The organism is Paraburkholderia lycopersici (assembly GCF_900096975.1).
Classification (GTDB): Bacteria; Pseudomonadota; Gammaproteobacteria; order Burkholderiales; family Burkholderiaceae; genus Paraburkholderia; species Paraburkholderia lycopersici.
Map to the genome: position 1 here is coordinate 255,330 of NZ_FMYQ01000003.1, position 12,439 is coordinate 267,768.

7 protein-coding genes are annotated in these 12,439 nt (G+C 66.0%); 4 read left to right on the forward strand and 3 right to left on the reverse strand.

What is annotated here, in order from left to right; all coding sequences use genetic code 11:
* Positions 1 to 40: 40 nt before the first annotated feature.
* Positions 41 to 2,737: a pyruvate dehydrogenase (acetyl-transferring), homodimeric type gene (gene aceE / locus BLU17_RS05650; RefSeq protein WP_091995611.1), complete on the reverse strand. Its 2,697-nt coding sequence runs from the start codon at positions 2,735 to 2,737 to the stop codon at positions 41 to 43.
* A gap of 295 nt (positions 2,738 to 3,032) precedes the next feature.
* On the opposite strand from aceE, the gene fixL reads away from it, so the two are divergent.
* The 4 genes from fixL (at position 3,033) to BLU17_RS05670 (ending at position 9,673) form a co-directional block, all read left to right on the forward strand.
* Positions 3,033 to 5,546 (forward strand): oxygen sensor histidine kinase FixL, encoded by a 2,514-nt coding sequence (gene fixL / locus BLU17_RS05655; protein WP_091995613.1) that lies wholly within the window; start codon positions 3,033 to 3,035, stop codon positions 5,544 to 5,546.
* Positions 5,543 to 6,190, forward strand: a complete 648-nt coding sequence (fixJ, locus tag BLU17_RS05660) for an oxygen response regulator transcription factor FixJ (protein ID WP_028210080.1) — start codon at positions 5,543 to 5,545, stop codon at positions 6,188 to 6,190. Before fixL ends, fixJ begins: the two co-directional genes overlap by 4 nt.
* A gap of 275 nt (positions 6,191 to 6,465) precedes the next feature.
* Positions 6,466 to 7,320 carry a bifunctional methylenetetrahydrofolate dehydrogenase/methenyltetrahydrofolate cyclohydrolase FolD gene (folD, locus tag BLU17_RS05665; RefSeq protein WP_091995616.1) on the forward strand — a complete coding sequence of 285 codons (855 nt, stop codon included), beginning with the start codon at positions 6,466 to 6,468 and terminating at the stop codon, positions 7,318 to 7,320.
* Between the two features lie 253 nt (positions 7,321 to 7,573).
* Complete coding sequence (locus BLU17_RS05670; protein WP_091995618.1) at positions 7,574 to 9,673, forward strand: M3 family metallopeptidase; 2,100 nt, start codon at positions 7,574 to 7,576, stop codon at positions 9,671 to 9,673.
* A 79-nt stretch (positions 9,674 to 9,752) separates the two neighbouring features.
* Here BLU17_RS05670 and BLU17_RS05675 read toward each other — a convergent pair whose 3' ends face one another.
* Positions 9,753 to 11,039 (reverse strand): amidohydrolase family protein, encoded by a 1,287-nt coding sequence (locus BLU17_RS05675; protein ID WP_091995620.1) that lies wholly within the window; start codon positions 11,037 to 11,039, stop codon positions 9,753 to 9,755.
* A 98-nt stretch (positions 11,040 to 11,137) separates the two neighbouring features.
* Positions 11,138 to 12,331 (reverse strand): DNA polymerase IV, encoded by a 1,194-nt coding sequence (gene dinB / locus BLU17_RS05680; RefSeq protein WP_176928926.1) that lies wholly within the window; start codon positions 12,329 to 12,331, stop codon positions 11,138 to 11,140.
* Positions 12,332 to 12,439 lie beyond the last annotated feature (108 nt).

A 12,439-nucleotide genomic window follows, 5' to 3' on the forward strand; every position in this document is an offset into this window, starting at 1 on the left:
TCGGGGAGGCGCGCCTGCGATGCACGGGGGTGGTGATGCGTTAGACGGTCATCGGGTTGGGTTTGGACGGATCGAGGCTGTACTTCGCCAGGGCGTCGGCGACGACCTTGCGCTCGATCTTGCCTTCGTCCGCGAGCGCGTTGAGCGCCGCAACCGTGGTCCAGTAACGATCGACTTCGAAGAAGTGACGCAGCTTTTCGCGCGTGTCCGAGCGGCCGAAGCCGTCGGTGCCGAGCACCACGAACTTGCGCGGCACGAGCCCGCGAATCTGGTCGACGAGCGCGCGCACGTAGTCGGTCGAGGCGATGACCGGGCCTTCCGTGCCCTTGAGCAGCTTCTCGACGTGCGATTCGCGGCGCGGTTCGGCCGGGTGCAGCAGGTTCCAGCGCTCGACTTCGTGGCCCTCGCGGGCGAGTTCGGTGAAGCTCGGCACGCTCCAGAGGTCGGCCTCGACGCCCCAGTCGTTCTTGAGCAGGTCGGCGGCGGCGATCACTTCGTTGAAGATCGTGCCCGCGCCCAGCAGTTGCACGCGCGGCGCCTTCGCGTTCGCGTCGCCCTTGCGAAACGCGTACATGCCCTTGATGATGTCGGCCGCCACATGCTCGCCCTGCGGGATCGCCGGGTGCTCGTAGTTCTCGTTCATCACCGTGACGTAATAGAACACGTCTTCCTGCTCCTGCACCATGCGGCGCAGGCCGTCCTGCATGATGACGGCGAGTTCGTAGCCGAACGTCGGGTCGTAGCTCACGCAGTTCGGCACCGAGGCGGCCCACATGAGCGAGTGGCCGTCTTCGTGCTGCAGGCCTTCGCCGTTCAGCGTCGTGCGGCCCGCGGTGCCGCCCAGCAGGAAGCCGCGCGAGCGCATGTCGCCCGCCGCCCACACGAGGTCGCCGATACGCTGGAGGCCGAACATCGAGTAGAAGATGTAGAACGGCACCATGATCTCGCCGTGCGTCGAGTACGACGTCGCGGCGGCGATCCAGTCGCACATGCCACCGGCTTCGTTGATGCCTTCCTGCAGGATCTGGCCGGTCTGCGATTCCTTATAGAACATCAGCTGGTCGGCGTCTTCCGGCACGTATTTCTGGCCGTCCTGGTTCCAGATGCCGATCTGGCGGAACAGGCCTTCCATGCCGAAGGTGCGCGACTCGTCCGGCACGATCGGCACGACGCGCTTGCCGAGCGCCTTGTCCTTGAGCAGGATGTTCAGGATGCGCACGAACGCCATCGTCGTGGAAATCTCGCGGCCTTCGCCCGTGCCCTTGAGCAGCGGCTCGAACGCTTCGAGCGCCGGCACCGGCAGCGATTCCGCCTTCTGGCGGCGCGCCGGCAGGTAGCCGCCGAGTTCCATGCGGCGCTGGCGCATGTACTCGAGCTCCTGCGAGCCTTCTTCGAACTTCAGATACGGCACGTCGACGATCTGCTCGTCCGAGATCGGCAGACGGAACTGGTCGCGGAACTTCTTGAGCTGATCCACCTGCATCTTCTTCTGCTGGTGGGTGATGTTCATGGCCTGGCCGGCTTCGCCCATGCCGTAGCCCTTGATCGTCTTCGCGAGGATGAGGGTCGGCTGGCCCTTCGTGTTGCTGGCCTGCTGGAACGCCGCATAGATCTTGTGCGGGTCGTGCCCGCCGCGGTTCAGGTTCCAGATGTCGTCGTCGGACCAGTCGGCGACCAGCGCCTTCAGTTCAGGCGTGTTGAAGAAGTGCTCGCGCACGTAGGCACCCGACTCCGACTTGTACGTCTGGTACTCGCCGTCGACGACTTCCATCATGCGGCGCATCAGCGCGCCGCTCTTGTCGCGCGCGAAGAGCGCGTCCCAGCGGCTGCCCCAGATGACCTTGATGACGTTCCAGCCGGCGCCGCGGAACTCGCTTTCGAGTTCCTGGATGATCTTGCCGTTGCCGCGCACCGGGCCGTCCAGACGCTGCAGGTTGCAGTTGATGACGAACACGAGGTTGTCCAGACGCTCGCGGCCGGCCATGCCGATCGCGCCGAGCGATTCCGGCTCGTCCGTCTCGCCGTCGCCGAGAAATGCCCAGACCTTGCGGCCTTCGGTCTTCGCAATGCCGCGCGCCTGCAGGTACTTCATGAAACGCGCCTGGTAGATCGCCATGATCGGGCCAAGGCCCATCGAGACGGTCGGGAACTGCCAGAAGTCGGGCATCAGCCACGGGTGCGGGTACGACGAGATACCCTCGCCGCCCACTTCCTGGCGGAAGTTGTCGAGCTGCTTCTCGGAGAGGCGGCCGAGCAGGAATGCGCGCGAATAGACGCCCGGCGACGAGTGGCCCTGCACGAACACGAGGTCGCCGCCGTGCTCGGGGGACGGCGCGCGCCAGAAGTGGTTGTAGCCGACGTCATAAAGCGTGGCCGCCGATGCGAACGACGCGATATGGCCGCCCACGTTCGTGTGCTTGCCCGCGCGCAGGACCATGGCGATGGCGTTCCAGCGCGTGTACGAGCGGATGCGGTGTTCGATGTCCTGGTCGCCGGGGTTCTTGGCCTGATCGGCGACGGGAATGGTGTTGATGTACGGCGTGTTCGCCGAGAACGGCAGATGTTCGCCGTGCACGCGGGCGAACTCGATCTGCTTTTCGATGAGGTAGTGGGCGCGATCGGGACCGACAGTCGAAATAACGCCGTCCAGCGCTTCAAGCCATTCGGCGGTTTCCTGGGGATCCTCGTCCTTGTCGGCGGCAACGTACTTGAGGACTTCGTCGGGTACAGCGGACATGCTCGTCTCCTGGATGTAGGGGAACGCTGTTGATCGGACCATGCGGGCGGCAACGCTTAAGACGTGTCCTGGCCAGCCGCAGCAGCTTTCGGGCGATTGTAATGACCCCTCCAGGCATCGCGCAACAAAATTTTCGAATTGCGAGATGCGATTTTATAATGTGGAAAAATGCTGCGACGCACGCCCGATCGTTCCCGCCCCTGTGCCGATAACGGTCAGTTTGCACCCGTTTATCGGCGATTTACCGCTTTTTTCGCGGCATTTCCGTGTCTTACGCTGAGCTACAATCCTTGCCATGTTGACCGAACGGCTTTTCGCACGCTCGGCGCGGCCGCCCGGAACGCCCGGCGAGTCGTCGCCGTCTCGCTGGCACCACGGACCGTGGTGGTCGAATTCCTATTTGTTGACGCCGCTCCTGTCGATCCTCGTATTTCTGATCGTCATGAGCCTGATTTTGTGGAGCCTCAACCGCCGGGAACAGCAGCAGCAGGAAGACACGCTTTACCGCAACGTCGCGTGGGCCCAGCAGCAGATCCGGCTTTCCATGACGGGCGCGCAGGAGCAACTCCAGGCGCTCGCGCGCGACGTGGCTGCCGGCCACGGCGATCCGCAGTATTTCCAGACGTCCACCACGGACATCATGCAGGGTCATCCGGAAATGCTCTATCTGAACTGGTACACGAGCCAGCAGCAGCCGAGGTGGCCCAACACCGCCATGCCGGTATTCGGCCAGCGCCTTGCCAAGCCCAACGACGCTCAGATGGACGAAGCCGTCAAGGCCGCCTTCGCCGAGGCCCGCTCGACGCGCCGCCAGGTCTACTCGCCGCTCATCTACGACGACCTCGGCAACGGCTACATCACGCTGCAGACCCCGGTATACCGCGACCGCGAATTCCTCGGCTCCATCGCGGCCGTGTTTTCGGTCGAAGGCATCCTGAAGCACGACATCCCGCCCGAGCTGTCGGCCAAGTACAAGATCTCGATCCTCGACGCGAACAACCGCGAACTCGCCACCACCTCGACGCGCCCGCGCCTGCCGCGCGACGTCTACTACGACCTGCCGCTCGATCCGCCGGGCCAGGGCGTCTCGGTGCGCGTGTACTCGTATCCGCAGATGACCAACTTCACGAACAACACGCTCGTGTGGCTGGTCGCGGGGCTCTCGTGCTTCGTGCTGTGGAGCCTCTGGAGCCTCTGGAAGCACACGCGCCAGCGCTTCGAGGCGCAGCAGGCGCTCTACGCGGAGGCGTTCTTTCGCCGCGCGATGGAAAATTCGGTGCTGATCGGGATGCGCGTGCTCGACATGCACGGCCGCATCACCCACGTCAATCCGGCATTCTGTCGCATGACCGGCTGGGACGAGAGCGACCTCGTCGGCAAGAACGCGCCGTTCCCCTACTGGCCGCGCGACGCCTACCCCGAAATGCAGCGCCAGCTCGACATGACGCTGCGCGGCAAGGCGCCCTCCTCGGGCTTCGAGCTGCGCGTGCGGCGCAAGGACGGTTCGCAGTTCCACGCGCGCCTCTACGTCTCGCCGCTCATCGACAGCTCGGGGCGCCAGACCGGCTGGATGTCGTCGATGACCGACATCACCGAGCCCAAGCGCGCGCGCGAGGAACTCGCGGCCGCGCACGAGCGCTTCACGACCGTGCTCGAAAGCCTCGACGCCGCCGTCTCGGTGCTCGCCGCCGACGAGGCCGAGCTGCTGTTCGCGAACCGCTACTACCGCCATCTGTTCGGCATCCGCCCGGACGGCCACCTGGAACTCGCGGGGGGCGGCGGCTTCGATTCGGCCAACGCCTCGTCGGACTCGATCGACATGGTCGACGCCTTCGCGGGCCTGCCCGCCACCGCGCTCACCGAGAGCACGGCGGACGCGCAGGAGGTCTACGTGGAGAGCATCCAGAAGTGGTTCGAAGTGCGCCGCCAGTACATCCAGTGGGTGGACGGCCACCTCGCGCAGATGCAGATCGCGACCGACATCACCACGCGCAAGCAGGCCCAGGAACTGGCCCGCCAGCAGGACGAGAAGCTTCAGTTCACGAGCCGCCTGATGACGATGGGCGAAATGGCCTCGTCGCTCGCGCATGAGCTGAACCAGCCGCTCGCCGCGATCAACAACTATGCGTCGGGCACCGTCGCGCTCGTGAAGTCGGGGCGCGCCGCGCCCGACAACCTGCTGCCCGTGCTCGAAAAGACCGCCCAGCAGGCCGTGCGCGCGGGCATGATCATCAAGCGCATCCGCGAGTTCGTGAAGCGCAGCGAGCCCAAGCGCCAGGCCACGCGCGTGGCCGACATCGTCGCCGACGCCGTGGGCCTCGCCGAAATCGAGGCGCGCAAGCGCCGCATCCGCATCGTGACCGACATGCGTTCGCGCATGCCCGTGATCTACGTCGATCCGGTGCTCATCGAGCAGGTGCTCGTCAATCTTCTGAAGAACGCCGCGGAAGCCATGGCCGAAGCGCGTCCGAACGCGCTCGACCCCGTGATCCGCGTGATCGTGAAGCGCGAAGGCGGCAACGTGTGCGTCAGCGTCGTGGACCAGGGCCCCGGCGTGGACGAGGCCACGGCCGAGCGCCTTTTCGAGCCGTTCTACAGCACCAAGTCGGACGGCATGGGCATGGGCCTGAACATCTGCCGTTCCATTATCGAATCGCACCGCGGGCGTCTCTGGGTGGTCAACAACGTCGAAGCCGACGGCCACATCAGCGGCGCAACGTTCCATTGCAGTCTGCCCATCGGCGAATCGGACACGCCCTCGCGCAACTCCGACGAACCGACTCCACAAACCGTTACGGGAGAGCCATGAACAGCCCAGTCACCACCCAGGAAACCGTCTTTGTAGTCGATGACGACGAGGCCGTACGCGACTCCCTGCGTTGGCTCCTCGAAGCGAACGGCTACCGCGTCCAGTGTTTCAACAGCGCGGAGGAGTTCCTCGATGCCTACCAGCCGGCGCAACAGGCCGGGCAGATCGCCTGCCTGATTCTGGACGTGCGCATGTCGGGCATGAGCGGCCTCGAACTGCAGGAACGCCTGATCGCGGAAAACGCCTCGCTGCCGATCATCTTCGTGACGGGCCATGGCGACGTGCCGATGGCCGTCTCGACCATGAAGAAGGGCGCGATGGACTTCATCGAAAAGCCGTTCGACGAAGCCGAGCTGCGCAAGCTCGTCGAGCGCATGCTCGACAAGGCGCGCAACGAAAGCAGCAACGTGCAGCAGCAGCGCGCCGCGGCCGAGCGTCTCGGCAAGCTCACCGCGCGCGAGCACCAGGTGCTCGAGCGCATCATCGCGGGCCGCCTGAACAAGCAGATCGCCGACGACCTCGGCATCAGCATCAAGACCGTCGAGGCGCACCGCGCCAACATCATGGAGAAGCTCAACGTCAACACGGTCGCCGACCTGCTGCGTCTCGCGCTCTCCAACAAACCGCAACAGGCGCAGCAATAAACGTGTCTTTCTCCGGCCGCATTCGCGCGTCGTGGTGCGCGCGAATGCGGCCCGCGGCGCAGTGCCGCGATCCCTTCCGCCTCGTCCTCTTCGCTGCATCCCGCTTCGCTGCTCCTCCGCCGCTCCTGGCCGGCTCAAGCCGGAACGCGCCCGCCGCGCGGGTATAATGTCGGCCTTCGCCACGGCGCCCGCCCTACGCCGCTCGCCCGCCACCGCGCGCGCCGGCGCTCGCGCCCACACGCGTTCGCATCGCCCACTTTCGATTTCGACCGACCATGACTGCCACCCTCATCGACGGCAACGCCCTCTCCCGGAAACTGCGCACCGACGTCGCCACGCGCGCCGCCGCCCTCACCGCCCGCGGCCATCAGCCGGGCCTCGCCGTCGTGCTGGTCGGCGACAATCCGGCGAGCGAAGTCTACGTGCGCAACAAGATCAAGGCCTGCGAGGACAACGGCCTCCATTCGTCGTACGACCGCTATCCCGAGTCGCTCTCCGAAGCCGACCTGCTCAAGCGCATCGACGAACTCAACAACGATCCGAAGATCCACGGCATCCTCGTGCAGTTGCCGCTGCCGAGGCACATCGACAGCCATAAGGTGATCGAGGCGATCGCGCCCGAGAAGGACGTGGACGGCTTTCACATCGCCAACGCCGGCGCGCTCATGACGGGCCAGCCGCTCTTTCGCCCCTGCACGCCCTATGGCGTGATGAAGATGTTCGAGGAGTACAAGATTCCGCTCGAAGGCGCGAACGCCGTGGTGATCGGACGCTCGAACATCGTCGGCAAGCCGATGGCGCTCCTGCTGCTCGAAAAGGGCGCGACGGTCACGATCTGCCACAGCAAGACGCGCGACCTCGCGAAGCACACGCGCGACGCCGACATCGTGGTCGCCGCCGTGGGCAAGCGCAACGTGCTGACCGCCGACATGGTCAAACCCGGCGCGACCGTGATCGACGTGGGCATGAACCGCGACGAGAACGGCAAGCTCTGCGGCGACGTCGATTTCGCGGGCCTGAAGGACGTGGCGGGCTACATCACGCCGGTACCGGGCGGCGTCGGCCCGATGACGATCACGATGCTGCTCGTGAACACGATCGAAGCGGCCGAGCGCGCAGCAGGCGCGTAAGGCGCGGAGCTACGCCATTCGCAGCCGGAGCGGCCCGCTGGAGGGCCGCTTTCTTTTTGCTCGCGCGGTTTCGCCGCGCCGCCCGCGCGGCCGGACAAGCCACGATTTCGCCGCCGCCCCCTCACATCTGTTAATTTCCTCGGATGGCCCGGTTGGAAAGCGGACCTCGCGCCCCAATAATCGCTTTATCGGGCGTGCGCGAGGATGCCGCGCCCCGGCCCCTTAACCGCGACAGACAGGAACAGGAAGCATCATGGCTACTACCCCCTCCGACAACCCGCTCCTCGATTTCACCGGCCTGCCGCGCTTTGGCGAGATCCGCCCCGAGCACGTCACGCCGGCGCTCGACGTGCTGCTCGCGAACGCGAAAGCGGCCGTCGAGCGCGCCGCGCAACCCATGACGCCCGCGCAATGGAGCGACGTGGTCGAGCCGGTCGAGCGCGCGAGCGAGCCGCTTTCGCGCGCCTGGGGCGTGGTCGGTCACCTGAACGCCGTCGCCGACACGCCCGAGCTGCGCGCCGCCCATGGCGAAAATCTGCCGCGCGTGACCGAGTTCTGGACGAGCGTCGGCCAGAACCTCGAACTCTTCAAGAAGTACAAGGCCATCACGAATCACAACTCGTTCGAACTGCTTTCGGGCGAACGCAAGAAGATTCTCGACAACGCGCTGCGCGACTTCCGTCTTTCCGGCGCGGAACTGCCCGAAGACCAGAAGCCGCGCTTCGCCGAACTGCAGGAGCGCCAGGCCGCGCTCGCGAAGGCATTCTCCGACCACGTGCTCGACGCGACCAACGGCTACGCGTTCTACGCCACGAGCGAAGCGGAACTCGCCGGCCTGCCCGAAGACGTGATCGCCGCCGCACGCGAAGCTGCCGAACGCGAGGACAAGGAAGGCTGGAAGTTCACGCTGCACTTCCCCTCGTATTTCCCGGTGCTCCAGTACTCGGAAAACCGCGCAATGCGCGAGACGATGTACCGCGCCTACGTCACGCGCGCGTCCGAGCTCGGGCCCGTCTACGGGGCGGGCAAGGCGGAATGGGACAATACCGCGATCATCGACGAACAGCTCAAGCTGCGCGCAAAGGAAGCGAAGATGCTCGGCTACAGCAATTTCGCCGAAGTCTCGCTCACGCCGAAGATGGCCGAAACGCCCGCCCAGGTGATGAGCTTCCTCGAAGACCTCGCTACGCGCGCGCGGCCGCACGCCGAAAAGGACTGGCAGGAACTGCGCGAATTCGCCGCGAGCGAGCTGGGCCTCGCGCAGATCGAGCCGTGGGACATGGCCTTCGCCGCCGAGCGCCTGCGCCAGAAGCGCTACTCGTTCTCGGAAAACGAGGTCAAACAGTACTTCCCGGAAGACTTCGTGCTTCAGGGGCTCTTCAAGGTCACCGAAACGCTGTTCGGCGTGCGCATTCGTCCGGACAGCGCACCGGTCTGGAATCCGGACGTGCGCTTCTTCCGCGTCGAGAACGCCGACGGCACGCTCGTCGCGCAGTTCTATCTGGACCTCTACGCGCGCGAAGGCAAGCGCGGCGGCGCGTGGATGGACGACGCGCGTTCGCGCCGCAAGCTCGACGGCAACGGCGTGCAAACGCCGGTCGCCTATCTCACCTGCAACTTCTCCGCGCCGGTGGGCGGGCGCCCCGCGTGCTTCACGCACGACGAAGTCATCACGCTCTTCCACGAGTTCGGCCACGGTCTGCACCACATGCTCACTCGCGTGGACGAACTGGGCGTGTCGGGCATCAACGGCGTGGAGTGGGACGCCGTCGAGCTGCCTTCGCAGTTCATGGAAAACTTCTGCTGGGAATGGGACGTGGTGCGCGAAATGAGCTCGCACGTCGACACCGCCAGGCCGCTGCCGCGCGAACTCTTCGACAAGATGCTCGCCGCGAAGAATTTCCAGAGCGGCCTCGGCACGCTGCGCCAGATCGTGTTCTCGATGTTCGACATGGCGCTGCACGTGGACTTCGACGCTTCGAAGGGCAAGAGCGCGAACGAGCTCGCGCGCGAGATCAACGAGCGCTATCACGTCGTTCCGCAGGCGTCGTTTTCACGCTGGCCGAATACGTTCAGCCACATCTTCGCAGGCGGCTACGCGGCGGGCTATTACAGCTACAAGTGGGCCGAAGTGCTTTCCGCCGACGCTTATGCGGCCTTCGAGGAAGCAGCCCAGGCCGCGAAGTCGAGCGTGCTCGACGAAGCGACCGGCACGCGCTACCGCAAGGAGATCCTCGAAGTGGGCGGAAGCCGCCCGGCGATGGAATCGTTCAAGGCCTTCCGCGGCCGCGAGCCCAGCATCGACGCGCTGCTGCGTCACAACGGCATGGAGCAGCCGCCGGCGCAGCAATGAGCGCGCTCCGCTCTTTAGCGATCCGAACGCAAACCGCGCATGGGCAGAACCCCGTGCGCGGTTTTTTTCGCCTCGCGTTCTATCGATGCAGCCTGAAGTCGACGCTCTGCGGCCGCCCTTCGAGCGCGAGCGCCGCGCGCTGCGCGGGCTGCCGGCTCACCACCCTGCCCCGGCTCACCACCGCGAGCCGCGCCGCGCGCAGCCGGATCGCCTCGACCGGATCGCGCGCGTCGAGCACCACGAGGTTCGCCGCACAACCGGGCGCCACGCCATAACCTTCGAGACCGAGAATCGTCGCGGCATTCGCCGTCACGGCATCGAAGCAGGCACGCGAGGCGTCGATGCCCGTCATCTGCGCGACGTGCAGGCCCATGTGCGCGACCTCGAGCATGTCGCCGGAGCCGAAGCTGTACCACGGGTCCAGCACGCAATCGTGGCCGAATGCAACCGTCACGCCGGCGGCCATGAGCTCGGGCACGCGCGTCATGCCGCGGCGCTTCGGATAGGTATCGGAGCGTCCCTGCAGCGTGATGTTGATGAGCGGATTGGCGATCGCCGCGACACCTGACTCGCGCATGAGCGCAATGAGCTTGCTTACGTAGTAGTTGTCCATCGAATGCATCGACGTGAGATGCGAGCCCGTCACGCGTCCGTGCAGGCCGAGCCGATGCGTTTGCGCCGCGAGCGTTTCGATGTGGCGCGAGAGCGGATCGTCGGATTCGTCGCAATGCATGTCCACGCGCAGGCCCTTTTCCGCCGCGAACTCGCAGAGCAGGCGCACCGACTCGGCGCCGTCCGCCATCGTGCGCTCGAAGTGCGGAATGCCGCCGACCACGTCCACGCCCATCGCAATCGCGCGCTTGAGATTGCCGAACGCGCCGGGGCTGCGCAAGACGCCATCCTGCGGAAACGCCACGAGCTGCAAGTCGAGATACGGCGCGACGCGGCGCTTGACTTCGAGAAGCGCCTCGACGGCGAGGAGGCGGTCATCGCACACATCGACGTGCGAGCGGATCGCCAGCAGCCCGCGCGCGACGGCCCAGTCGCAGTACTGGATCGCGCGCTCGACGAGCGCCTCTTGCGTGAGATGCGGCTTGAGTTCGCCCCATAGCGCGATGCCTTCGAGCAGCGTGCCCGACGCGTTCACGCGCGGCAGACCGTACGAGAGCGTGGCGTCCATGTGGAAATGCGCATCGACGAACGGCGCGCTCACGAGCGCGCCGGCCGCATCGATTTCCTCGCGCGCCGCCGCCGCGAGATGCGGCTCGACAGCGGCGATCCGGCCCGCCTCGATGCCGATGTCCACCGTGGAATGCCCGGCGGGATGCGCATGCGCGAGCACCGCGCGGCGAATGATCAGGTCCATCTGCGGCTCCTTGTTCTGGCGTGGCGGTATGCGTCTTTCGCGTCGATTCTATCGACGCCAGAATCGCGCCGCCAGCGGCACGGCCCGCGCGAGCCATCTCACACGAGCGCGATGGGGCCGTCTTCTTCGGGATCGTCGTCGAAGAGCGCGAACTGACCGCGCCGCGCGGGGTTCTCCTCTTCGAGCCGCACGCCCACGCCGAGCAGACGCACCGCCAGCTTGCGGCGCGTGAGCCCCTTTTCGAGCAGCAGGAGCATCGTGCGCACATCGGCGGCATCGGTCACGCACTCGACCGTCGTGCGCTGGAAGTTGGCGAAGCGGATCTTCACGAAGAGCTTGCGCACCGCGTGCGCGCAACCCGCGCGTTCGATGCGCGCGTCGAGCTGCGCGGCAAGGCGCTTGAGCTCCTCGCTGCAGGCTTCGAGCGTGCGCAGATCGTTCACGTAGGTCGTCTCGACGCTCACCGACTTGCGCTCCTGATCGGCGCGCACGGGCCGATCGTCCATGCCGCGCGCGAGTTCGTGGAGCCGCTTGCCGAACACGCCGAAATGCCGATGCAGATCGAACAGCGACCACGTGCGCAACTGCGCGCACGTCGAAAGCCCGAGGTTCTCGAGCTTCGCCGCCGTGACCTTGCCCACGCCGTGAATCTTGCGCACGGGCAGCGCGGCGACGAAGGCATCGACCTCATGCGGACGCACGACGAACAGGCCGTCGGGCTTGTTCCAGTCGGAGGCGATCTTGGCGATGAACTTGTTGGGCGCAACGCCCGCCGAAACCGTGACGCCCACGGTCTCGCGCACACGCTCGCGAATCTCCTCGGCGATGAGCGTGGCGCTGCCCCTGCAGCGCGTGGCGCGCGTGACGTCGAGATAGGCTTCGTCGAGCGAGAGCGGCTCGACGTCGGGCGTGTAGTCGCGATAGATGGCCATGATCTGGCGCGAGGCGGCGCGGTATTTCTCCATCGCCGTGGGCAGGATCAGCAGGTCGGGACACTTGCGCATGGCGAGCGCCGACGACATCGCCGAATGAATGCCGAAGCGCCGCGCCTCGTAATTGCAGGTCGCGATCACGCCGCGCTGGTCGGGCCGGCCGCCCACCGCGAGCGGACGGCCGCGCAGCGAGGGATCGTCGCGCATTTCGACCGATGCGTAGAAACAGTCGCAGTCGCAATGGATGATCTTGCGAGCAACGGCGGCAAAAGCCGCGGCGGACCGCCCCGAATCGGGTGCGGCCGGCGGCGCGAGGTCGGGAAAAGGCGCATTCACGGCCCCGATACTGTACAAAAACACAGTGCCGTTTTCAAGACGGCCGTATGCGTCCGCCCCCGTTGCCGTACCGTGGAAGATCGGCCCGACCGTACCTGTACGGCTGTCCGCGCCCGCCTATACTCGTGCGAA

Bases quoted from the DNA above. Each gene is read 5' to 3' on its own strand.
- aceE (WP_091995611.1), bottom strand. From the start codon at position 2,737: ATGTCCGCTGTACCCGACGAAGTCCTCAAGTACGTTGCCGCCGACAAG.
- fixL (WP_091995613.1), top strand. From the start codon at position 3,033: ATGTTGACCGAACGGCTTTTCGCACGCTCGGCGCGGCCGCCCGGAACG.
- fixJ (WP_028210080.1), top strand. From the start codon at position 5,543: ATGAACAGCCCAGTCACCACCCAGGAAACCGTCTTTGTAGTCGATGAC.
- folD (WP_091995616.1), top strand. From the start codon at position 6,466: ATGACTGCCACCCTCATCGACGGCAACGCCCTCTCCCGGAAACTGCGC.
- BLU17_RS05670 (WP_091995618.1), top strand. From the start codon at position 7,574: ATGGCTACTACCCCCTCCGACAACCCGCTCCTCGATTTCACCGGCCTG.
- BLU17_RS05675 (WP_091995620.1), bottom strand. From the start codon at position 11,039: ATGGACCTGATCATTCGCCGCGCGGTGCTCGCGCATGCGCATCCCGCC.